We start from the raw sequence: 22,260 nt of genomic DNA on the forward strand, positions 1-22,260 counted from the left end.
GGAGAGGCACGAGCCGTGACTGGTGGGGGGCTCAGTCACTTACATTTGCAGCATCGCCGATCTGGCGGATAAAATATTTCACGAACCGAGGACGTTTCTCATTTCGCATGATTCACGCGGTTCCCTTGCGGCGGTACGCGACAACGTGTTGCGCGCGGGAGCCGGTTCACCGCCGAGCGTCGTGCTCGAAGATCGTTCGTTCCGCCGGGCGCAACGCCAGCGCGCAGGAGTATCGGCCGTGATGCGCTTGAAGACGGTCGAGAAATGGGCCTGCGTGCAGAAACCGACGGCCAGCGCAACCTCGGCCAGAGACGTCTTGGAATTCGACAACAGCGATTTCGCATGTTCGATGCGCTGGTGCAGAAGGTACTCGCGCGGCCGGTATCCGGTCGCAGCGCGAAACTGTGCCGCAAAGTGCATGCGGGACAGTCCCGCGACCTTGGCAAGATCGGACAGGCTGATGCAGTGATCGAAGTGCGTCCCGACATACTCCTCGACGCGTCGCAGGCGCCATTTCGGCAGAGCGTTCACCTTCGCGCGTGGCAGTTCACGCCGGGCAACATGCCGTACCAGCGTCTGGCCGATGCAGCGCGCGAATTCCTGGTCAGTCGAGTCGCCGTGTTCGGTCAGCGCCTTTGCAAGCTGCTCGGCGAACGGGTCGCGCAGCAGGACAAGGTCGTTCAGGCTTTCGGAGGCGGAAACCTCCGTTCCCGATTGGAGGGATCGTAAGCAACTGGCGGAGACGTGGAAGTGCAGGAAATCGCACGGCGCGTCGAACTGCGCGCTGAGCTGCTTCGAGGGTGCGCCGACATACAGCGTGCCCCCCGGCATGATGCCATCGAAAATGACGTGATTGCCCCTGGTTAGCTTGAGACGAGTCGTCTTCAAGGCGATCGATATGAAGTATTTGTCGGGGGGCGTTGTCGCTTCTTCGCGCCTTGCGGCAGGTTGCGCGCAGGTCCAGCGCGAGATCGTGATGTCCTCGGCTGCAATACCGGCATTTTGCTCCGGCTGGCGCCATCTTCGTTCGTCGGGAAAGGCGCTCGTCGCCAGGGGGGAGTCCGGTTCGCGCTGGCTGGCTTCATGGCTGAGCCATGCGCCGGCCATTTGCATATCGGTGAGCATCGTTCGTCTCGCTTCTTGAGTGTCGCTGCAGCCGAGCCGGTTGCGCCGGACTGCCGAATGCAGCAAGTCGATGCTCAAACGATATGGCTGGTCCCGTCTCGAAGCTCGTTAGAGATGCTTAAGGGTTGTTAGAACTTGCAAGCGTGCCAAGTGCGACCGCATGTCGCAAATGCGTAAATTCAGCCAATGAGATCAATGGCTTGCAGGCCGAGGTCAGGCTCGGGCGGCTGTTAGATGCGGTACGAAGCGAACCGGACGAGAGGTGAGGCAGCATCTTCCCATGCGGCCAGCTCCATCCGCCGCTAGTCGTCAGCGGATCAACGCTGCATCCTCCAGCATCGCACGAGTGGGGCCTCAAACCGGTTCGCGACCTTCAACCCTGACGGCGCAGAAAGCCGGTGATCGTGACCTTTTCCCAGATCCCGGCTGCGGCAAAGGGGTCTGCCCGGTTGAAGGCTTCGACCTCCGCGCGACCGGGGGCCTCGATCAGGAAAAGGCTGCCGATCATTGTCGCGCCGTCATCCGACACGAGCGGCCCCGACATCACGATCTTGACGCCAAACTGCGAGGTGTCGCTCAGGAAAGCCTTGTGGGCATCGTAGTTGGCGAGCCGGGTCGAGAGCGCGCCGGCGCGGTCGAGGGCATGAATTGCAAACAGCATGGTGTCTCCGTTTTTTGGGCGGCCGTACCGGACGGCCGCCCGAGCTTGTCGCGATTGGTAAGCCTATTTGCCGCCAAGCTTGCTGGCTTCCTCGAATGTCGGGCAGCTCCGCTGCTCCAGTGGCACGTCGAACGGCTGGTAATTATCCTTGGTGATGACGGTGGGCTTCAGCACGATCTCGTTGATGACCGGCTGGTCGCGCAGGGCGCGGATCGCCATCATGGTGCCGAGGCAACCCTGCGCAAATCCGTTATAGTCGCCGCTTGCGAGTAGCTTGCCTGACTTGATCGCGTCGATCGCCTCCTTGGTGCCGTTGATGCCGATCACCTGCGCCTTACGGTTGGCGCCGTCGAGGGCCTCGATCGCGCCGACCGCCATGGCGTCGTTGGCGGCGAGCACGCCGTCGATCTGCGCGTTCGATTGCATCAGGTTCTCCATCACTTGGAGCGCCTGGAGCCGCTGGTAGTTACCGGGCTGCGAGGCCAGGAGTTTTGCACCGGCGTTTTCCTTCAGCGCATCGTTGAAGCCGCGGACCCGGTCGACATTGGTCAGCGAGCCCTTGACGCCCTCGATGATGACGATGTTGCCCTTGCCGCCGAGTGTCTTCAGGAGATGGCGCGCAGTTTCGAGCCCGAGGCTGTAATCGTCGGCACCGATGAAGGAGACGAACTTGCCGCCCGCGGAGCGGTCGGTGATGTTGACGACGGGGATCTTGGCTTCGTTGATTTTTTCGACCCCCGGCACCATCGCCTTGTAGTCGACCGGCGTAAAGACGATGGCGCTTGGCTTCTTCACCACGACGTCTTCGATCTGGCTGAGCTGTTCGGGAATCGAGTCCGGCTTGGTCGGAATGTATTGCAGCGTCTTGGCGTTCAGCACCTTCGCCATGTTGTCAGCGCCGACCCGTACCGTCTGGAAGAACGGATTGGTCTGGTTCTTGGTGAAAACGGCGATGGTCTCGCCGTCCGCACGGGCCTGTGTGGTGAATGCGGCGGCGATCAGCAGCGGCAGCGTCAGGTAACCCAGTTTCTGTTGTCTCATGTTGCCTCCATCCCTCGTTTTGCTTGTTGGATCTTCAAGTGCTCATTGCGTGCGGCGGCGGGTCTTCATGTCGAGCCAGACCGCGAGAATGACGATGATTCCGGTGACGAGCGGCTGCCAATTGGCGCTGACCGACAAGAGGTTCATTCCGTTCAGGACCAGCGTCAGGATCAACGCGCCGATGAAGGTGCCGAACACGGTGCCGACACCGCCGAACAGCGAGGTGCCGCCGATCAGCACGGCCGCGATCGCCGGCAGCGTCAGGCTTTCGCCGATGTCGGCCTCCGCCGAATTGAGCCGCGACAGGAAGATGATCGACGCAAGTCCCGCCATGGTGCCGGAGACGGCGTAGACCAGCAGCAGGCGACGTGCCACCGGGATGCCGGAGAGTCGGGCCGCGACGGGATTGGCGCCGATCGCATAGATCTCCTGGCCCCAGATCGTTCGCTGGGCAAACAGCGTTCCGATCCCAAGGAACACCAGCAGCAGATAGACCGGGATCGGCAGGCCGAACAAATAGCCGCTGCCGATCTGGCGGAAGCCTGCCGGGAAGCCGTGAAGGGTCTCGCCCGCCATGTACCAGTAGGTCAGGCCGTTCAGAACCCAGAGCATGCCGTAGGTGGCGATGAAGGAGGGGATGCGCAGCGCGGTGACCATCACGCCGTTGAGGAGCCCGACGATGCCGCCGCAGGCGAGCCCCGCGAGGATGCCGAGCGCCGGCGAGCCGGTCTTGTGGATCACGGTCCCGGCGATACAGGCGGACAGCGCGACATTGGCGCCGACGGAGAGATCGAGGCCCGCGGTCAGCACCACGAGTGTCAAGCCCGAGGCGATGAAGAAGGTCAGGCTCGCCTGCCGCAGTACGTTGAGGATGTTGCCGAGGCTCAGGAAGGAATCGCTGAGCACCGCCAGCACCGCGCAGATCAGGAGTGCGGCGAGCAGGCGGTAGAAGACCTGGGTCGCATCCTGCGACAGGAAGGAGCGGGGTGGCGCGATGGCCTCTTTGGTGATGTCGGTCATGCGCGACTCCGAAGGCCATCCAGGAACAGTGCGACAATGACGAGGACACCGACGCTTGCGACCTGCACCGAGGACGGCAACGAGATCAGATTGAGTCCGTTGCGCAGTACACCAACCGCGATCACGCCTAGCACCGTGCCGAGCAGCCAGCCATTGCCGCGCTCGAAAGAGGTGCCGCCGACCGCCACGGCGGCGATCGCATCGAATTCAAGGCCGAGGCCCGCGGTCGGATGGCCGGAATTCATCCGCGCGGTCATCAGCAGGCCGGCGATGCCGGCCATGGCGCCGCCGATCGCATAGACGACGATCAAGAGCCGGTTCGGCGAGAGGCCGGCATAGCGCAGCGCCTCGCGGTTGCCGCCGAGCGCGAAGATGTAGGTGCCGAAGCGGGTATGATAGAGCAGGCCGTGGAACGCCGCGTAGCTCACGAACGCCATCACGATCGGGACGGGCACGCCCAGGAGGGTCGCCGAATAGATATCGCGCACGCTGTGAGGGATGCCGACCACGCTTTGACCGTCGCTGACGATCAACGACAGGCCCTGTGCCATGCCGAGCGTGCCGAGCGTCGCGACGAACGGCGGAATGCCTGACATCGCGACCAGCCAGCCGTTGAGGGTGCCGAAGGCCGCGCCGACCAGCAAGCCGGCGCCCAGCCCAAGCAGCATCGACTTGGTCGCGAGCGATACGATCGCGACGCAGAGCGAGGTCAGCGTCAGCACAGCGCCCATCGACAGGTCCAGCCCCTCGGTCATGATGATCAGCGTCATCGGCAGAGCGAGCATGGTCAGGATCGTCGACTGCACCAGCACGTTGGAGAGGTTGGCGACCGACAGGAATCCGGGCGCGATTGCGCCGAACAGCGCGATCAGGAGCACCAGCACGATGGCAACGCCGGGAATGCGTTGCAGCGGATTTGGCTGTGAAACGACCGCGGCCTCACGCATGATGCATCCCCAGTCGCACGATGTTCTCCTCCGTCAACTCGCTACGCGTCAGATGCCCGGCAATGCGGCCTTCGCGCATCACATAGGCGCGGTCGCAGACATGGCAGATCTCGACCTGCTCGGACGAGATCATCAGAGCAGCCGCGCCTTCGGCCACCAGCCGGTCGATCAGCGCGAAGATCTCGGACTTGGCGCCGATGTCGATACCTCGTGTGGGCTCGTCGAAGATGAAGAGTTTTGAACCGGCGGCGAGCCACTTGCCGATCACGACCTTCTGCTGGTTACCGCCGGAGAGCAGGCCGACGGTCTGCCGCGCGCTCGGGGTAGCGATCCTGAGCTGCCGGATCAGGCCGTCGGACGTGCGCTGCGCGCGGCGCTGGTCGAACAGGCCGCGCGGGAACAGTTTTCGCAGTGCCGAGACCACGAGATTGTCGCCGACCGAGCGCAGCAGGGCGAGGCCTTCGCTCTTGCGGCTCTCCGGGATCAGTGCGATGCCGCGGCGTGCGGCGAGATCGGGCTCGCCGGAAATGGCCTTGCCGTCAAAGATGATCTCGCCGGAATTCACGGGATCGGCGCCGAAGATGGCACGCGCGACCTCGCTGCGACCCGAGCCGACCAGGCCGCACAGGCCGACGATCTCGCCCCGGCGCACCTCGATGTTGATATCGGAGATACCGCTCGACGAGGTCAGGCCCTTGACCTCGAGCAGCACCTCGCCGGGCTTGTCGGCAAAATTGCGCGGATAAGTCATGTCCACGGTGCGGCCGACCATCATGCGGACGAGCTGGTCCGGGGTGACGTCGGCCGGACGAACGCCATCGATGCGGCGGCCGTCGCGCAGGACGGTGATGCGGTCGCCGAGCGCAAACACCTCCGCCATGCGATGCGAGATGTAGACGATGGAAACGCCATCGGCCTTGAGCCGCGCGATCAGCGCGAACAGGAGCTCTGTCTCGCGGTCGGACAGCGCCGCGGTCGGCTCGTCCATCACCAGGATGCGTGCGTTCTGGCTGATCGCTTTCGCGATTTCGACCATCTGCTGTTGCGCCACGCCGAGCTTGTCGACGGTGGTCGAAGGATCGATTTCGAAGCCGATCATATCGAGCACGCGCTTGGCGTCGGCCAGGATTTTGCGGCGGTCGATCGTGCCGGGAATGCGGCCCTTTGGTTCGCGGCCGAGGAAGACGTTCTGCGCGATATCGAGATGGGGGACCAGCGAGAATTCCTGGAAGATCACGGCGATGCCGAGCTTTTGCGCGTCCGCGGTCGAGGTGATCGCGACCTTCTCGCCCTTGTAGTGAAACTCGCCGGCATCGGCGCGATAGGCGCCGCACAGTACCTTCATCAGGCTCGACTTGCCGGCGCCGTTCTCGCCGAGCAGCATGTGGATTTCCCCGGGGAAGACGGCAAAGGACACATCGTCGAGCGCCTTGACGCCGGGAAACTCCTTGCTGATGCCGCGCAGCTCGAGCAGCGGGATAGGCGAGGAAGGCTCAACGGCCGGTGCCGTGGTGCTCATGCGTGCGCTCCGCTTGCAAAGATCTTTCCCGGATTCATCAGGCCGTTCGGGTCGAGCGCGCTCTTGATCGACCGCATCACGTCGACGGCGTCGCCGAGCTCGTCAGCGAGATAATCGATCTTGCCGAGCCCGATGCCGTGCTCGCCGGTGCAGGTGCCGTCCATGGCGATCGCGCGGGCGACCATGCGGGCCTGGAGCGCCTTGGCGCCTTCGATCTCGTCCGGTTTTGCCGGATCGATCAGGATCAGCATGTGGAAATTGCCGTCGCCGACATGGCCGACGATCGGAGCGGTAAAGCCGTGCTCGTCCGCGTCTCGTCGCGTCTCCATCAGGCACTCCGCGAGCCGCGAGATCGGCACGCAGACGTCCGTGATCACGGCGCGGGCGCCGGGCCTTAAGCCGAGGCCGGCGTAGAGGGTGTTGTCGCGCGCGTGCCAGAGCCGGCTGCGGTCCTCGGCAGCCTTTGCCCAGGCAAAGCCGTGACCGCCATGATCGGCGGCGATTGTCTCCGCGGCTTCGGCCTGCTCGGCCGCGGACGTCTCGGAGCCATGGAATTCGAAGAACAGGGTCGGGGCCTCGCGATAGCCGAGCTTTGCATGGGCATTGATGCCGCGCATCATGACGTCGTCGAGCAGTTCGATGCGCGCCACGGGAATTGCGGACTGGATCACGGAGATCGCGGTGTCGACGGCATCGTTCAGGGTGTCGAAGCTGCAAACGGCGGCCGAGATCGCCTGCGGCACGGGATGCAGCTTCAGCGTGATCTCGGTGACGATGCCGAGGGTGCCTTCCGCCCCGACGAACAGCCGCGTCAGATCGTAGCCGGCGGCCGATTTCCGCGCGCGCTGCGAGGTGCGGATCACGCGCCCGTCGACCAGCACCACCTCGAGCGCCATGACATTGTCCTTCATGGTGCCGTAGCGCACCGCCATGGTGCCGGAAGCGCGCGTGGATGTCATGCCGCCGATCGAGGCATCCGCGCCGGGATCGATCGGGAAGAACAGGCCGGTGCCACGGAGCTCGGCGTTGAGCTGCTTTCGGGTGATGCCGGGCTGCACGACGACGTCCATGTCACTCTCGTGCACCGTCAGCACCTTGTTCATGCGCGCGAAATCGAAGCAGACGCCGCCCGCGACGGATGCTGCGTTGCCTTCAAGCGAGGTGCCGGCGCCGAACGGCACGATCGGCATATTCGCGCCGGCGCACAGCTTGACGATCTCGGCCACCTCCATCGTCGTCTCGGGGAAGACAACGATGTCCGGCGGCAGGTTGCGGTAGTGCGATTCGCTCTGCCCATGCTGATCGAGCACGCCGCGCGCAACGCTTGCGCGTGGACCGATCAGGCCTGTGAGGCGATCGGCCAATGTTGCTGTGCTGACCCGCGGTCCCATCCTCGCTCCCTGTCTGCTGCCGGATTCTTGTTGGTTCGGCTTCATTTGGCTTAGGCAGCTTGCGCGCTGCTCGCAACCTGCTTCAAGCCAAAATCATAGTTGAGGTGGAAATACTCGCTGTCCACCGTGCGACCATCCGGCGCACGGCCGGCCGGGTGGCGGACGAACTCGCGGATCAGGCTGTCCTTGACGCCGAACACCACGTCGCTGTCGAGATATCGGTCGCCGGCGACGAACACATGTGTCACGAGCTGCTCGAAGCCGGGCGCGGAAATCATGAAATGCACATGCGCCGGACGCCAGGGATGACGGCCCTGCACCTCCAGCATCTCGCCGACCGGACCGTCATGCGGAATGGGATAGGCGGCAGGCTTGATCGACCAAAAATGGAAGCGGCCATTCTGGTCGGTGTGGAAGCGGGCGCGCATCGCGAGATCGCCGATCTTGTCGAGCTGCTGCACGTCGTAATAGCCGTCATCGTCGGAATGCCAGACGTCCACGACCGCGCCGGCAAGCGGCCGTCCGTCGACGGTCGACACCGAGCCGGTGACCAGCATCGGGTCCCCCTCCATCGGCCCGGAGATGTCGTCGCCCCTGTTCTTCTCCGGCGCAGCCTGGACGAAGAACGGTCCCAGCACCGTGGTCTCGGTGGCCCCTTCCGGCACCGGATGGTTGATCGCGTCGACCAGCATGGAGACGCCGACCGTGTCGGACAGCAGGATGAACTCCTGGCGCTTGTCGTCGCACATGTGACCGGTGCGGGTCAGGAAGTCGATGCCGTATTCCCATTCCTTCTGGGTCGGGCGGACCTCGCGGACGAAGGCATGAAGGTGCCGTACCAACGCTTCACTGACCTGCTTGATCCGCGGATCGGTCGCGCCCTGGATCCGTTCCAGCACCGCATCCGTGATCGTATTCTCATTGAAGTTTCGCATATGCGCCTCCTTTGATCAGAGTTAGGGCTCGCCGAGGCCTGACAGCCGCTCGATGTGCTTGACGGTCGCGATGAAGTCGGTGTCGCCGTCGCCTTGCGCGACCAGCGAGCCGTAGGTCTCGCGTACCTGCGCGGCGAGCTGCAAGGGTACCCCCACGGCGTGGCCGGCCCCGAGGATGAGATCGAGGTCCTTGGCCATCTGCTTGCAGGAGAAACTGGATTCGAAATCGCGCGTCCTGAGCGGGGCGGTCTTGTACTTCACCATCGGCGAGGCGACCGCGCTGTCGTCGAGCACCTTCAGAATGTCCTGCCAGGCGATGCCGCCCTTGCGCGCCAGCGCCAGGCTCTCGGCCATCATCGCCGCCGACACTGCGATCATCAGATTGACGGAAAGCTTGGCGTAGCGGGCTTCCTCACCGGCGCCGAGATAGGTCTGCGCGCGCGTGAAGGCGGCGAACAACGGTTTTGCGGTTTCGAAGGCGTCCTTGGGGCCCGAGACGAAGCACGTCAGCGCGCCGGTGTGGACGATGCTGGCATTGCCGGAGACCGGCGCGCGCAGATAGGCAACACCGCGGGCCTCCGCGGCGGCGCCGACTTCAGCGGAAGCCTCGGCGCTCACGGTGCTGGTCTCGATCAGGACGGCTCCAGGGGTCATCGCGCCGATGAGACCGGTGGGGCCGAGCATCACGGCGCGCAAGACCGTATCATCGGGCAGGGACGTGACGATCACGGCGCGTCCGGCAACCGCTTCGGCCGGCGAGGCGGCGATGCCGATGCCTTGCGCGCGCGCATCGTTGAGCCGTGCCCCGTTCTGATCGAAGGCGATCACGGCGTAGCCGGCTTTGGCGATGAGCACCGACATCGGCAGGCCCATCTTGCCGATCCCGATGAAGGCTACATTCTTCGAAGCGTCTGTCATTGTTCTCGTCCGTTGGCGCCTTCAGGCGGCGCGTCCCTGTCGTTCGATGTCCTGCACCAGCCGCTGGCCGGATTGCGCCAGCAATACTTTCTTTGGCTCCAGCCCCTCAGCCAGCAGCCGGCCGTTCCGTTTCTTCCAGACGCCATCGATCATGACAGCCTCGATATTGGCGAGGCTCGTCTGCATCACCACGGTGGAAACGGAATCGTGCACCGGGAAGAGGTTGAGATCGCTGGCGTTGATGACGACGAGGTCGGCGAGTTTGCCCGGCGTCAGCGAGCCGATCTGGTCCTCGCGGCCGAGCATGCGCGCGCCCTCCGTCGTGATCCAGCGCAGCGCCTCGCGCACGGGAATCGTGGTCGTCGCCGGGATGGTGCCGCTGGCCTTGCGCGCCTCCGCGTTATCCAGCGCCCGCTGCATCGAGAGCGCGACCCGTGCGGCGGAGAAGAGATCGCCGGCCAGCACGGATTCTAGATCGATGCCGACCGTCGGCCGAACGCCCCGCTTCAAGAGCCGCCCGGTAATCGGAAAGCCGTGCCCCTGGATCATCTCGTTCTCCGGCGTCACCGAGAACGACACGCCGAGGTCGACCAGACGATCGAGGAGATCGTCAGGCAGATCGTTGCCATGGACGATGTTGACGCCGGCACCGACGAGGCCGGCCTCGATCAGCTTCTCCCAGCCGCCCGGCGTCTTCGCCGGGCCGCCGCCCTGATGCATCGATGCGATCAGCTTCAGCTCCTGCGCCATGCGGAAATCATGCATGGCGACATCGAGCGTCGAATAGTGCGGACCGAGAATCGCAAGCCCGAGCGTGACGAGGCCGTCGCGGTTGGCGAGGGAGCCCGCCAACAGCCGCTCGACTTCGCGGCGCAGATGGGGGACTTCCGAGAAATGCGGCTCGCCCGGCTTCGGTTCGGGCTTCGGCGAGCCGTGGAAGAACGCGGCGCGAATGCCGCTCTCGATCAGGCCGCGCACGGCGGCATCGGTATGCTCAGGTGTCGGATTGTTGTGGCACCAGTCGACCAGGGTGGTGGTGCCGCAATTGATCTGGTTCAACGCGCCGACCAGCGTCGCGATGTAGACGTCCTCCGGCCGGAACACGGTTGCAAGGCCGGCATGCATGCGGCGGAAATATTCGAGCAACGTCCAGTTCGCGGCATAGCCGCGTAGCGCAGTTTGCCAGGTGTGCATATGCGCGTTGATCAGGCCCGGGATGACGATGCGCCCCGTGCCGTCCACGATCTCGGTTTCGGCCGCGCCGCTACCGAGGTCGATGCCGGGGCGCACGTCGATGATTCGCTTCCCTTCGACCAGCACATCGCCGGTGCGCAGGTCGCCAATCCTGTCATCCATGCTGATGACGACCGCGGATTTGATCAGCGTGCGCCGCATCGCCTCAGGCCGCCGCTTCGATTGCGACCGGCGGCTCGCCGGCCCAGGCGCGCGCGATCAGGTCACCGATGGCGTTGCGCTCGAGCGGGCGCGGATTCCAGTAGGCGTTGGTGACGGCGAGATCGGCCGCCTTGTCGATGCCGCTCTCGGGCATGCCGATATCGCGCAAGGCAAGCTTTGCATCCAGCCGCTTCGCGAGGTCGTAGAGCCCCTGCGAGGCATCGGTAACACCGATCGCGCGCGAGATGCGCACCATCGCGTCGGGCACGGCGGGTGCGTTGTAGGCCAGCGCATGCGGCAGCACGATGGTGTGGGTCTCGGCGTGCGGCAGATCGAACGTGCCGCCGAGCGTGTGGCAGAGCTTGTGATGCAGCGCCATGCCGACGGTGCCGAGGCACACGCCGCACAGCCAGGCGCCATAGAGCGCTTCGGTGCGGGCCTCGCGGTCGTCGCTCTTGGCCGCAATGGCGGGCAGGGCGCGGGCCAGCGCCCGGATGCCTTCTTCCGCCATCAGCGCGGTGACGGGATTGGCGTCGCGCGCGTAAAGCGCTTCCACCGCATGCGCAATCGCGTTGATGCCGGAGGTCGCAGCCAGGCTCGCCGGCAGCGTCAGGGTGAGATCGACGTCGTAGATCACGGTCTCCGGCAGCACCGCCGCATCGCGCACCGTGGTCTTCAGGCCGTTCTCGGTCTGGCCGACGATCGGTGTCATCTCGGAGCCGGCATAGGTGGTCGGAATGCAGAGCTGGTTGACGCCAGTGCGCAAGGCCAGCGCCTTGCCAAGGCCAGTCGTCGATCCGCCGCCGAGTGACACGACGCAGTCGGCATCGCACGCCTTCATCGCTGTGAGCGCGCGCTCCGTGACGTCGACCGGCGTATGCATGGTGGCGCCCGGGAAAAGCCCGGCATAGAGCGGGCCGAGAGCCTCACCAAGGCTCTTGCCTTGCGCCTCCTGCTGCGGCGTCGTCAGCACCAGCGCGCGCTTGCCGCCGAGCCGCTCGATCTCGGCTTTGGCCGAAGCCAAGGTTCCGCTGCCGAACACGACGCGGCAAGGCAGGTTTTCAAAGGTGAACGAACCGATCATGCGCCGGTCTCTTTGATGGGATAATCGACCTGGAAGCGCCCGGTTCGCAAGTCGCCCAGCGCCTCGCGCACGCGCAGATGTTCCGGGTGGGTGGCATAGGCCTTCAGGGCCGCGTTGTCGGCGAATTCGGAGACCAGGACGACGTCGCAGGCATAATCGACATCGCTGACGTCGACGCCGACCTCAATATGAGTGAGGCCGTCGATCAGGCCCTTGAGGCCTTCGAACAGGGTTTTGACCTTGGTTCGGGCTGCCGCGCGCTCCGCGGGCGTGTCCCCGCGCAGCCGCCACATTACGATGTGCTTGATCGGTCCCGACATTTCCCAGATTTCCTCGCCTGCTATCTTGCTTGTTGGTGGCATTTTGCCTTGCAGAAATCGGAAATAAAGGTCAAATTTTGCAAGTCTCTTTTCCGATTTTGGCAAAAATGGACAGGCTGCTCCAACTCGAGGTTTTCTCCAGAACGGCCGAACTCGGCAGCCTCTCCAAGGCCGCCGAGATCTTGCGAATGTCGAATGCGGCGGCAAGCCGGCATCTCAGCGCGCTGGAGGAGCGGCTCGCGGTCCGTCTGATCGAGCGCAACACGCGTCGGCAATGGCTGACCGAAGCCGGGCAGGAGCTGTTGCAGCGCTGCGGTACGCTTCTGAACGAGCTCGCCGAGGCCGAGGCCGCCGTCAGCGACCGCGCGCTGTCGCCCAAGGGAATGTTGCGCGTCACGAGTTCGCTGTCGTTTGCAATGATCTACCTGGCGCCGATGCTGCCCGCCTTCCGCGCGCTCTATCCGAATCTGAGCGTGCAGATCATAGCCGCCAACCGCTATCCTGATTTCATCGAGGCCGGCATCGATGTTGCGATCCGCACGCGGGAGCAGGAGCCGGACTCCAACATCATCGTCCGCCGTATCGGCCAGATGCGCCGCGTGCTGGCAGCCGCGCCGTCATATCTCGTGAGCCACGGCCAACCGGAACAGCCCGCCGATCTCGCGCGTCACAACATGCTGGTCTACAATCTTGCGAACGACCCGTATTCCCTGCGTCTGCGAAAGGGCAATGGCGCGCAAACGGTTCGCATCACGCCGACACTCGAGAGCAATGATGGTCAAATCATCCGTGGAGCGGCGCTCGCAGGTCTCGGCATTCTCATCCAGCCGCTCTACATCGTTCAGAGCGACATCGCAGCGGGCCGCCTTGTCCCGGTCCTGATGGATTGGGAGCTGCCTCTGCTCACCATGAACGTCGCATATCAGAATCGTGCGGGGCTGCCCGCCAAGATCAGGGTCTTTTCCGACTTCCTGGTGACTTACATCCGCGAGCGTTCGGAGCCGGGGATATGGATAGACGCAACGAAGTGAGTGACAAACACTCTGAATTCCGACTGCCGAGAAGGCAGCCGGTCGCTGGATATTCGGGACGACGGCCGCGATGATGGAATGTTGCCGGTGTTTTGCCCGACGAGTCAAAGGATGTTTGCCGAAGCGCTACGGCATGCCTGCGAGCGTCCGCTACTTTGCATGGGGTTGTTTTGCAGATTTTTAATTCCAGTCCATGGATGTTCTGCCGTCGAAAGTGGCCGCGGACCTTCGGGACGGCCGTTCAATCTAGTCGATCTTGGCCGGATAGAGCTCCGCGAAGCGCTCCCGCAGCAATGCTCGGCGTCTTCGGCGCGATCGTCTTCATTCTGGGCAGCAGCTTCTGACAGTTCAGATGTTCAAAGGCGCCAATTCGACCGTTCCGCAATCCTGCCGTGCGTACGCCGGTATCAGCAGACATGCGCTTGGCCGAGCCATTTACACGCACATGCGCAGCGCCCCATGATCGAACATCTCTGCTGGCTCTCACGATAGGATGCCCGGGCCCAGCATGCTCGTCGCGAAGTGCAGCGCGTGAAACTCAGAACATCGAACTGCCGACTGCCTACCGCTGGAAATCGGCAACGACGGTCACCCCGTAGTCATCCGAAGAGTGCGTTGCGTGGACTGGCGTCACCTCTATCGCAAGGTCCATCCACGGCAGTTTGACGTTTGACAGAGTCGGTTTGCGCCAAGTGCAGCAGCAAGCAAAAACGAAATGACCGATGCCCCGCCGGCAGGAGCATTGGTCATTGTAAAGGCTCGACAAGATCTAAACCGATCCCGCCATCGCTCAGGGTTAGATGGTCGGACCGACGTGAGCGGAGCCCATGGTTGCGTACGGCCAGCTTCCGCCTGACACTGCGTCCAGCGAACCGTCGCCGAGCGCATCCTTGTCAGGCGCCGTCGAGATTTGGGAGGCGTTGTTCTGAGCGGCCTCGTTGGTGCTCCCGAGAGACTCGGCCGTCGCCGTTGAATTCCCATCCTGCCCATTGGTCATCTTCAATCTCCATCTTCATCTATGTTGATCAGTTAAACCCGACGTTAAAATCCTGCGCTTGGCTCATTTCTGGGACATGTCGAGAGCTATTGAAAACGGTTTCGTGGCTTCACCCTCTTGTGTCGTGGGAGCTCGGCGATAAGGAACCGCAATCTCTGAGCGATGCGCTCAAAAATTAATCATGTCCGCTTCACCGGGTATGGAGCAAAGCGGACATGCCAATCTCCGGCTTTGATCAAAGCCAAGCAACTACGCCCGGACGTCAGAACCCGTGGGTAGGAGGCACGCGACCACCGGACACATCGTCCAGCGAGCTATCGCCGAGTGCATCCTTTTCTGTCGTCGAGATTTGGGATGCCTTGTTCTGAGCAGCATCCTTGAGGCTATCGAGCGATTCGGCTTCCACCTTCGAATTCGTGTCCTGCCTATTGATCATATTCAATCTCCATTTTCCTCAATGCCGATCGGTTAGACCCGACGTTGCAACCATGCGCTGGGTAACCGCCGCAAGATTACCGGAGCGACCACAAGCAAAAAATACGGCAAGTGGCGTATTTCCAGCAAATAGATTTGTGGATCCAAATCCTTGATTGGAGTTGATTGATATCTTACCGTCATGGACGGGTGCGATGTATGGGTGGACTGGTGAGGACGATCATTGCTGACGATCACGCCATCGTTCGGGAAGGTCTGAAACAGCTTCTGTCGACCGTGGACGAGCTTACTGTCAGTGGCGAAGCGGCGGACGGTGAAGCTGTTTACCGGCTGCTGAACGAAAGCTCCGCCGATCTTCTCATACTCGATCTCGGCATGCCGGGTGTGAGCGGGTTTCAGTTCATAGCTAACCTGAGAACCGCATGGCCGGGGCTGCGGATTCTTGTCGTCACCGCCAATGTCGAGCCGCGGTCCGTTCGGGCAGCGTTTTCCGCTGGCGCGAATGGCTATTTGACCAAGAGCGGCGATCCATCCGAACTCATCGCTGCGATCGATGCCATCAGAAAAGGCAACACCTATGTGGCGGAGGAGGTTCGCTTTGCGGTGGACCAGCATGACGGCCCCAACGAAACCCCGGAGCCCACGGCTGCGATAATATCTCCGGTCACGCTTACAAGGCGCGAGCGGCAAATCCTCGGGATGATCCCTCTCGGCGTCACCAGCCGCGACATCGCCAACCGTCTCGGCATTAGCCCGCTTACCGCCCGCAAACATCGCGAGAATCTCATGCGGAAGCTTGATCTGCACAGCGGCGCCGAATTGACAGCCTACGCGGTTCGTCTCGGCCTTCCAGCGGGCTAGCGGCAACTCGCGAACGAAGCCGCCGCACCTAACGGCGCGCGGAGAGGTTTCGATGCAGGAAGACAAGATACGCGCGGCGCTCGTCGAGCTTTTGTATCGCAATTCCTATGGCGTGGTGGTTGCCAACATCCTCATCTCGCTGGCGGCAGCGTACGTGCTGAGGAGCACTGTATCGGCGAGCTGGCTGATCGTATGGCTCGGCGCGTTATATCTGCTCACCGCCATACGCGTCCTGGCGGCGCGCCAGTTCTTCATCATTCGGCATAGAGAGCCGGCGTCCGTGTTGCGATGGGCCTGGCTTGCGGCTGCGTTTTCCTGCGTGTCAGGCCTGCTCTGGGGAATGCTCGGCTGGGTTGGGTTCCTTCCTGAGGAGCCCGTTCTTTTTTCATTCACTGTCATTGTTTTGACCGGTCTGATCTGCGGCACGGTTCCGTCGCTCTCGGCCTTTCCGCCTGCTCTCGTCGGCTCGATCATCGCAACGGTGCTGCCGATCACGGTACGCTCCATTACCAATGGAGGCGATATCTCCGGCGCATATCTCGCCCTGCTTGCCGGGCTTGTGACCATCAATCTCTACTACTGCCGCACAACGTACCGCATGCTGCGCGAGGCCATCAGATTGCGCCTGGAAAATGTCGAACTGGTCAGCCATCTGCAGGAAGAACGCGACCGCGCACAAGCCGCCGATCGTGCGAAAACGCGTTTCCTTGCGGCCGCCAGTCACGACCTGCGCCAGCCGATCCATGCCTTGAGTCTGCTGATCGCCACGCTCGCGGCGCTGGGTCACCGCGGCGCTGTCCAATCCGGCGATGCACGCGATCTGGCCGGCAAGGCAAAATCCATTGTCGGCAACCTCAGCGGCCTTCTGAATGGTCTGCTCGACATCTCCCGGCTTGATGCCGGCGTCGTCACTGTCGCGAGGGAGACGGTGAATCTGTCCCAACTGTTCTACCATCTCAGCAACGAATTCGCTCCAACGGCGAGTGATCGCGGCCTTGATTGGCGTGTTGTCGAAAGCCGTTTGCAGGTGGACAGCGATCCCATGATGCTGAAACGGGTCTTGGGCAATCTGCTGTCGAACGCCTTTCGATACACGAGATCCGGCGGCGTTCTGCTCGGCTGCCGCAGGCGCGGCGCTTCGGTGGAAATCCAGATATGGGATACCGGACCCGGCATCCCCGCAGATCAGCACGCAATGGTCTTCGAGGAATTCGTGCAATTGCAGAACCCGGCGAGGGATCGCACGCAAGGCCTTGGCCTCGGTCTCGCCATCGTTCGCCGCACCGCCGCGCTGCTTCAACATCCGTTAAAGCTGGTCTCCGTGACCGGACGCGGATCTATGTTTTCCGTTACGGTTCCGAAAGCCAGTGCGGTGGAAACTCCCTTGCCCGATAGCAGGACGTCACCAGCAGGCATCGCCGTCGCGATCATGGTCGTGGAGGACGAGGGGCCCATTCTCGACATCATGGTGCAGTTGCTCACGCTGCAGGGGCATCGCGTCTATGCTGGCCGGTCTGCCGCCGAAGTGCAGCAGGTTCATGCAGAGGCGATGGTGGCCGGCGATGCACCGGTCGATCTGATCATCGCCGACTACCGTCTCGGAGATGGTGCTACAGGCCTGGACGCAATCGAGGCTCTTTGCGCCCATATCGGCCGGTCGGTCCCTGCCGTTATCGTGACCGGCGATACTTCGCCGTCGCGGATCAAGGAAGCCACCGCCAGCGGCCATCATATTCTGCACAAGCCGATCACCGGCGAGGAATTGCATGAGGCGATCGTTGCAGCCTGTGTTGACGGCAAGGATGCAATCGATAGCGGTTGCTAAAAGGATGTGTGGCTGCCCAGCCTCCTTACCGACGACGAAATACGACATCTGCCGTATCGCTCGCGAGTGAACCCGGCGATATCTTTCACGCCAACAGGACGCGCTTGAACGGCAGCCGATCTTGAATTCGGCCGTTGGGAGCAGGGGTGTGCCGTCGACGGCGGCTATCAAGACGCGCGGCTTCGCTTCAGGAAGTCTCGCACGACGGCGGTGACGCTGAGGGGTTCTGATACAGCGATGAATGAGCTGATGCGCGCGCCCCGCTTGCGCCCCTATGCCTTGAGGCAAAGAAAGCGACGTTTTTCGATCAAGGCAGCGTTGGCGAGCACGGCCATCGTGCGGGCCGGGGTGGCGGGGCTGACCCTCACCGGCACATTGGTCGCGGCCCATCTCGCAATAACGCCCGCGTTGGCCGATGGCGGCCAAGGCGGCGCGCCAGCGGTCGGCGGTTCCGGCGGCGCCGGCGGCACCGCGACAGCTCCAACCGGTGGTCATGGGAGCGACGAGGACCTAATAACCATATTTGGCGGCGGCGGTGGTGGCGGCGGCGGCGTCAGCCTCAGCACGGGTGCTGGCGGCGCCGGCGGCACCGGCGGCACCGTCCAGTCTGGTAGCGGCGCTACGCCCAGCGGCGATGGCGGCAGCGGCGGCAATTTCGGCTTGGTCATACCATCCGCCCCGAACGGGATTCCCATATCCGGAACGGTCGGCGGTACCGGCGGGAACGGTGGCGTCGGTAGCGGTGGCGGTGGTGGCGGCCAAGGCGGTGGCGGCGTCCTGTTTACGGGACTCGCCGCAAGCTCGAACGCTTCGACCATTGCCGGCGGCAATGGCGGCAACGGCGGCAATACCGGCGACGGTTTTTTTACCTCGGGTTCGGGCGGCAGCGGCGGCGCCGGCGGCCTGGGCGTGGCGCTAACCGGTGGCGCGAACTTCACCAATAATGCGGGGGCAACGGTTCAGGGCGGCGCCGGCGGTGCCGGCGGCGCCGCCGGTTTCTCGGTAAACGACGTTGCCGGCAACGGTGGCAATGGCGGCAACGGCGGTACGGGCGTGCTGATGGTCAATGGCGGCATCCTGACAAACGCCGGCACGATCACCGGCGGTGCGGCCGGCGCAGGCGGACTTGGCGGAACGGGGCTTTTCAATGGCGCCAATGGCGTAAGTGGTGTCGGCGGCACCGGAGTCTCGGGCGCGAACGTCACTGTCGTCAATAGCGGGACGATTGCCGGCGGCTCCGGCGGCCTTGCCATCACGTTCACCGGTGGCACCAATATACTGGCGCTGCAGGCGGGCTCGACCATCACCGGCAATGTAGTGGCGTTCAGCAGCGCCGACACGTTGCGGCTCGGCGGTACCACGGATGCGACGTTTGACGTGTCCACGATGGGCGCGGCAGCCCAGTATCGCGGCTTCGGCATTTTCGCGAAAGCCGGCTCCAGCACCTGGACGCTGACCGGCACGAACACCTTTAGCGGCACGACGCTCGTCAGTGCTGGGACGCTGCTGGCCGGCAATGCCGGCGCGTTCAGCGCCATCAGCGCGATGACGATCAGTGGCGGTACCGTCGACCTCGGCGGCACTGCGCAGACCATCAACAACGTGGCGCTGGCGGGCGGCGCGCTGAAGAACGGTTCTCTGACCGGCACAGTCACGTCGATCGGCGGCGGGATCGGCGGTCTTGGCGGCAGCATGAGCCTGGTTGTGAATGCCGGCACCACCACCACAGTGAGCGGCCCCAATACCTATACGGGCGCAACCACCATCAACAGTGGTGCCATCCTGTTCACCCCCGGCGACAATTGGTTTAGCGCGGCCAGCGCGGTGACGATCAACAGCGGCGGCACCTTCCTTCTCTCCGGCTCCGTGCAAACCGTCAACGCGGTGGCACTGGCAGGCGGGACGCTGGCGGAGGGCATACTGAGCGGCGCGGTGACCTCGACCGGCGGCACGCTGATCAATATGTTCGGCAGCATGAGCCTAACCGCGAACAGCGGCACCACCAACGTGGGCGGCTTCAGCAGCGGGTATACCGGCGCCACCACGGTCAACAACGGCGCAATCCTGCTCGGCGGCGTCGTCAACGGGTTCAGTGCCGTCAGCGCGACGACGATCAACACCGGCGGCACGGTCGATCTCGGCGGCTTTGCGCAGACCATCAATTCGGTGACGCTGGCAGGCGGCACACTGGCCTTCGGCACCTTGACCGGCGCGGTGATCTCGATCGATGGCGATCTGGTCGACGTCGGCGGCGGCATGAGCCTGACGACGAACAGCGGCACCACCACCGTTAGCGGCACCAACACCTATACCGGCGCCACCACGGTCAACAACGGCTCGACCCTGACGGGCTCCGGTGTCAATGCCTTCAGCGCCGCCAGTACGACGACGATCGGCATCGGCGGCGTCGTCAACCTCAACGGCTTTTTGCAGACGATCAATACGGTGGTGCTGGCGGGCGGCAGGCTGAGCAACGGATTCTTGGCCGGCGCGGTGACCTCGACCGGCGGCACCATCGCCAGCGTTGGCGGCAGCATGAATCTGACCGCGAATGGTGGCACCACCATGTTCCTCTTCGGCAACACCTATACCGGCGCCACCACGGTCAACAACGGAGCCACCCTGTTCAGCGTCGTCGACAATTCGTTCAGCGCGGCCAGCGCGACGACGATCAACATCGGCGGCACTGTCAATCTCGGCGGCACCGCGCAGACCATCAACGCCGTGGCGCTGGCAGGCGGGACGCTTGAGAGTGGCTTGTTGAACGGCGCGGTGACCTCGACCGGGGGCACGCTGGACAGCCTCCGCGGCGGCATGAGCCTGACCGCGAATGGCGGCGCCACCACGGTGACCGGTACCAATACCTATACCGGTCTTACCACCGTGAACGGCGGCTTGTTGTCGGTTAACGGTTCAATTGTCAGCGACGTGATCGTGAATGCCGGCGGAACGCTGGGCGGAAACGGCACTGTCGGCAACACCACCATCAATGGCGGTGCGCTGGCGCCCGGCAATTCGATCGGCTTGCTCACCGTGCAAGGCAGCCTGGTCTTCACCGCGACTGCGAGCTACATGGTGCAAGTTTCACCTGTCAGCGCGGACCGCACCAACGTCACGGGCGCGGCGACGCTTGGCGACGCGACGGTGAACGCGAGCTTTGCGCCGGGCACCTATATTGCGAAACGATACACCATCCTCAATGCGGGCAGCGGGGTGCACGGCACATTTTCGTCGCTGGTCAACACCGATCTGCCGTCGGGCTTCACCGCAAGTCTCAGCTATGAGACCTACGATGCGTATCTCGATCTCGCGCTCAGCTTCATTCCACCGCCGGGCGCAGGTCTTAGCGCCAACCAGCAGAACGTCGGCAACGCCATCGTCAACTTCTTCAATAGCACCGGCGGCATCCCGATCGTGTTCGGCGCGCTGACGCCGCCAGGACTGACGCAGCTTTCGGGCGAGGCCGGCACCGGCTCGCAGCAGGCCACCTTCAATGCGATGAATCAGTTCATCGGCGTGATGACCGATCCGTTCGTCGCTGGGCGCAGCGACAGTGTCTCGGCTGGCGGCACGGCTGCCGGTTACGCCGATGAAAAAGCGTTGGCCTATGCGCAAAAGCGCCGGTCGGGCGACGCATTCGCGGCGATCAACACCAAGGCGCCACGGCGCGCGCTCACGTTCGAACAACGCTGGAGCGTGTGGGCGGCAGGCTTTGGCGGGTCGCAGACCACCGACGGCAATGTGGGCCTCGGCTCGAACAACACCACAAGCGGCATCTACGGCACGGCGGTCGGCGCCGATTATCGCTTCTCGCCGGATACGCTCGTCGGTTTTGCGCTCGCTGGTGGCGGCACCAATTTCTCTGTTGCAAATAACCTCGGCGGCGGTCGCTCGGACCTGTTCCAGGCCGGCGCGTTCATTCGTCACGAGATGGGGGCAGCCTATCTGACCGGTGCACTGGCGTATGGGTGGCAGGACATCACCACCGATCGCACGGTCACGGTCGCCGGCATCGACCGCCTGCGCGCCGAGTTCAAGGCAAACGCCTGGTCGGGCCGGCTTGAGGGTGGCTATCGCTTCGTCAGCCAGGGATTTGGCCTCACGCCTTATGCCGCCGGCCAGTTCACAACCTTCGATCTGCCTGCTTACGCCGAAGCCGCCATCGCGGGCAGCAACATCTTTGCCCTGGCCTACAATTCAAAGAGCGTCACCGATACCCGCAGCGAACTCGGCCTGCGCACCGACAAATCCTTTGCCCTGCAGGACGGCGTGCTGACCCTGCGCGGCCGCGCCGCCTGGGCGCATGATTTCAATCCGGACCGCAGCCTCGGCGCTACCTTCCAGACGCTGCCCGGCGCAAGCTTCGTCGTCAACGGCGCCGCACAGGCGTCCGACTCCGCGCTTGTCACCGGCGCGGCCGAGATGAAATGGGTCAACGGCTGGTCCACCGCGGCGACCTTCGAGGGCGAGTTCTCCAACGTGACGCGCTCCTACGCCGGCAAAGGCGTGGCGCGGTATCAGTGGTGAGCAGCATGCAGGCCAGTGAGTTTCTCCTGTGGCTAAGCTCCCACGCCCGGCGACCATCGTCACCTCTCAAAGTGTGGACAATCGTTGTCCTAGTTGGCTTCGGCATTTTGCACGTCGTCGGAGGATACATGCTGCATCACACGCCGAGTATCCGATCCATCGAGACGGCAACAACGGCGATCGGCGGCGACTAGATGGATTGGCTGTTGTCGCTTGCGTGAGTTCGGA

At 63.5% G+C, this 22,260-nt stretch carries 18 protein-coding genes; 4 read left to right on the plus strand and 14 right to left on the minus strand.

Features of this window, described 5'->3' with window-relative positions; translation table 11 throughout:
* Nucleotides 1-78: 78 nt before the first annotated feature.
* The 12 genes from IVB18_RS19465 to IVB18_RS19520 all read right to left on the minus strand — a co-directional run bounded on the left by IVB18_RS19465 (nt 79) and on the right by IVB18_RS19520 (nt 12,356).
* The gene (locus tag IVB18_RS19465) at nt 79-1,125 is read right to left on the minus strand and encodes an AraC family transcriptional regulator (protein ID WP_247990612.1); all 1,047 of its coding nucleotides are present in this window, start codon (nt 1,123-1,125) and stop codon (nt 79-81) included.
* Nucleotides 1,126-1,498: 373 nt separating this feature from the next.
* Nucleotides 1,499-1,786: a YciI family protein gene (locus IVB18_RS19470; protein ID WP_247990613.1), complete on the minus strand. Its 288-nt coding sequence runs from the start codon at nt 1,784-1,786 to the stop codon at nt 1,499-1,501.
* A 63-nt stretch (nt 1,787-1,849) separates the two neighbouring features.
* Complete coding sequence (locus tag IVB18_RS19475; RefSeq protein WP_247990614.1) at nt 1,850-2,827, minus strand: sugar ABC transporter substrate-binding protein; 978 nt, start codon at nt 2,825-2,827, stop codon at nt 1,850-1,852.
* Nucleotides 2,828-2,869: 42 nt separating this feature from the next.
* The gene (locus IVB18_RS19480) at nt 2,870-3,847 is read right to left on the minus strand and encodes an ABC transporter permease (protein WP_247990615.1); all 978 of its coding nucleotides are present in this window, start codon (nt 3,845-3,847) and stop codon (nt 2,870-2,872) included.
* A complete protein-coding gene (locus IVB18_RS19485; RefSeq protein ID WP_247990616.1) occupies nt 3,844-4,794 on the minus strand; it encodes an ABC transporter permease in 951 nt (316 codons plus the stop codon). The genes IVB18_RS19480 and IVB18_RS19485 overlap by 4 nt, the downstream gene beginning before the upstream one ends.
* Nucleotides 4,787-6,313 carry a sugar ABC transporter ATP-binding protein gene (locus tag IVB18_RS19490; RefSeq protein ID WP_247990617.1) on the minus strand — a complete coding sequence of 509 codons (1,527 nt, stop codon included), beginning with the start codon at nt 6,311-6,313 and terminating at the stop codon, nt 4,787-4,789. Before IVB18_RS19490 ends, IVB18_RS19485 begins: the two co-directional genes overlap by 8 nt.
* Nucleotides 6,310-7,704, minus strand: a complete 1,395-nt coding sequence (locus IVB18_RS19495; protein WP_247990618.1) for an FAD-linked oxidase C-terminal domain-containing protein — start codon at nt 7,702-7,704, stop codon at nt 6,310-6,312. The genes IVB18_RS19490 and IVB18_RS19495 overlap by 4 nt, the downstream gene beginning before the upstream one ends.
* A 50-nt stretch (nt 7,705-7,754) precedes the next feature.
* A complete protein-coding gene (locus IVB18_RS19500; protein ID WP_247990619.1) occupies nt 7,755-8,639 on the minus strand; it encodes an intradiol ring-cleavage dioxygenase in 885 nt (294 codons plus the stop codon).
* Nucleotides 8,640-8,660: 21 nt separating this feature from the next.
* Nucleotides 8,661-9,557, minus strand: coding sequence for an NAD(P)-dependent oxidoreductase (locus IVB18_RS19505; RefSeq protein WP_247990620.1), 897 nt, complete (start codon nt 9,555-9,557; stop codon nt 8,661-8,663).
* Between the two features lie 21 nt (nt 9,558-9,578).
* Complete coding sequence (locus IVB18_RS19510) at nt 9,579-10,952, minus strand: amidohydrolase family protein (RefSeq protein ID WP_247990621.1); 1,374 nt, start codon at nt 10,950-10,952, stop codon at nt 9,579-9,581.
* A gap of 4 nt (nt 10,953-10,956) precedes the next feature.
* The gene (locus IVB18_RS19515; protein ID WP_247990622.1) at nt 10,957-12,036 is read right to left on the minus strand and encodes a maleylacetate reductase; all 1,080 of its coding nucleotides are present in this window, start codon (nt 12,034-12,036) and stop codon (nt 10,957-10,959) included.
* Entirely contained in the window at nt 12,033-12,356 is a 324-nt protein-coding gene (locus tag IVB18_RS19520; RefSeq protein ID WP_247990623.1) for a Dabb family protein, read from the minus strand. The genes IVB18_RS19515 and IVB18_RS19520 overlap by 4 nt, the downstream gene beginning before the upstream one ends.
* Nucleotides 12,357-12,463: 107 nt before the next feature.
* Here IVB18_RS19520 and IVB18_RS19525 point away from each other — a divergent pair, with 107 nt between their 5' ends.
* Nucleotides 12,464-13,387, plus strand: coding sequence for a LysR family transcriptional regulator (locus tag IVB18_RS19525; RefSeq protein WP_247990624.1), 924 nt, complete (start codon nt 12,464-12,466; stop codon nt 13,385-13,387).
* A 796-nt stretch (nt 13,388-14,183) separates the two neighbouring features.
* Here the strand turns inward: IVB18_RS19525 and IVB18_RS19530 are convergent.
* Both IVB18_RS19530 and IVB18_RS19535 read right to left on the minus strand, forming a co-directional pair.
* On the minus strand, nt 14,184-14,384 hold the full coding sequence (locus tag IVB18_RS19530) for a hypothetical protein (protein ID WP_247990625.1): 201 nt from the start codon (nt 14,382-14,384) through the stop codon (nt 14,184-14,186).
* A gap of 262 nt (nt 14,385-14,646) precedes the next feature.
* On the minus strand, nt 14,647-14,820 hold the full coding sequence (locus IVB18_RS19535) for a hypothetical protein (RefSeq protein WP_247990626.1): 174 nt from the start codon (nt 14,818-14,820) through the stop codon (nt 14,647-14,649).
* A gap of 209 nt (nt 14,821-15,029) precedes the next feature.
* Between IVB18_RS19535 and IVB18_RS19540 the strand changes: the two genes are divergently transcribed.
* The 3 genes from IVB18_RS19540 to IVB18_RS19550 all read left to right on the plus strand — a co-directional run bounded on the left by IVB18_RS19540 (nt 15,030) and on the right by IVB18_RS19550 (nt 22,032).
* Nucleotides 15,030-15,680 (plus strand): response regulator transcription factor, encoded by a 651-nt coding sequence (locus tag IVB18_RS19540; RefSeq protein WP_247990627.1) that lies wholly within the window; start codon nt 15,030-15,032, stop codon nt 15,678-15,680.
* Nucleotides 15,681-15,732: 52 nt separating this feature from the next.
* Nucleotides 15,733-17,505 (plus strand): ATP-binding protein, encoded by a 1,773-nt coding sequence (locus tag IVB18_RS19545; protein ID WP_247990628.1) that lies wholly within the window; start codon nt 15,733-15,735, stop codon nt 17,503-17,505.
* Nucleotides 17,506-17,823: 318 nt separating this feature from the next.
* A complete protein-coding gene (locus tag IVB18_RS19550; protein ID WP_247990629.1) occupies nt 17,824-22,032 on the plus strand; it encodes an autotransporter domain-containing protein in 4,209 nt (1,402 codons plus the stop codon).
* Nucleotides 22,033-22,260: the final 228 nt, after the last annotated feature.

This window comes from Bradyrhizobium sp. 186 (genome assembly GCF_023101685.1).
Classification (GTDB): domain Bacteria; phylum Pseudomonadota; class Alphaproteobacteria; order Rhizobiales; family Xanthobacteraceae; genus Bradyrhizobium.

Coding starts and splice junctions, on each gene's coding strand:
- IVB18_RS19465 (WP_247990612.1), bottom strand. CDS start 1,125: ATGCTCACCGATATGCAAATGGCCGGCGCATGGCTCAGCCATGAAGCC.
- IVB18_RS19470 (WP_247990613.1), bottom strand. CDS start 1,786: ATGCTGTTTGCAATTCATGCCCTCGACCGCGCCGGCGCGCTCTCGACC.
- IVB18_RS19475 (WP_247990614.1), bottom strand. CDS start 2,827: ATGAGACAACAGAAACTGGGTTACCTGACGCTGCCGCTGCTGATCGCC.
- IVB18_RS19480 (WP_247990615.1), bottom strand. CDS start 3,847: ATGACCGACATCACCAAAGAGGCCATCGCGCCACCCCGCTCCTTCCTG.
- IVB18_RS19485 (WP_247990616.1), bottom strand. CDS start 4,794: ATGCGTGAGGCCGCGGTCGTTTCACAGCCAAATCCGCTGCAACGCATT.
- IVB18_RS19490 (WP_247990617.1), bottom strand. CDS start 6,313: ATGAGCACCACGGCACCGGCCGTTGAGCCTTCCTCGCCTATCCCGCTG.
- IVB18_RS19495 (WP_247990618.1), bottom strand. CDS start 7,704: ATGGGACCGCGGGTCAGCACAGCAACATTGGCCGATCGCCTCACAGGC.
- IVB18_RS19500 (WP_247990619.1), bottom strand. CDS start 8,639: ATGCGAAACTTCAATGAGAATACGATCACGGATGCGGTGCTGGAACGG.
- IVB18_RS19505 (WP_247990620.1), bottom strand. CDS start 9,557: ATGACAGACGCTTCGAAGAATGTAGCCTTCATCGGGATCGGCAAGATG.
- IVB18_RS19510 (WP_247990621.1), bottom strand. CDS start 10,952: ATGCGGCGCACGCTGATCAAATCCGCGGTCGTCATCAGCATGGATGAC.
- IVB18_RS19515 (WP_247990622.1), bottom strand. CDS start 12,036: ATGATCGGTTCGTTCACCTTTGAAAACCTGCCTTGCCGCGTCGTGTTC.
- IVB18_RS19520 (WP_247990623.1), bottom strand. CDS start 12,356: ATGTCGGGACCGATCAAGCACATCGTAATGTGGCGGCTGCGCGGGGAC.
- IVB18_RS19525 (WP_247990624.1), top strand. CDS start 12,464: ATGGACAGGCTGCTCCAACTCGAGGTTTTCTCCAGAACGGCCGAACTC.
- IVB18_RS19530 (WP_247990625.1), bottom strand. CDS start 14,384: ATGACCAATGGGCAGGATGGGAATTCAACGGCGACGGCCGAGTCTCTC.
- IVB18_RS19535 (WP_247990626.1), bottom strand. CDS start 14,820: ATGATCAATAGGCAGGACACGAATTCGAAGGTGGAAGCCGAATCGCTC.
- IVB18_RS19545 (WP_247990628.1), top strand. CDS start 15,733: ATGCAGGAAGACAAGATACGCGCGGCGCTCGTCGAGCTTTTGTATCGC.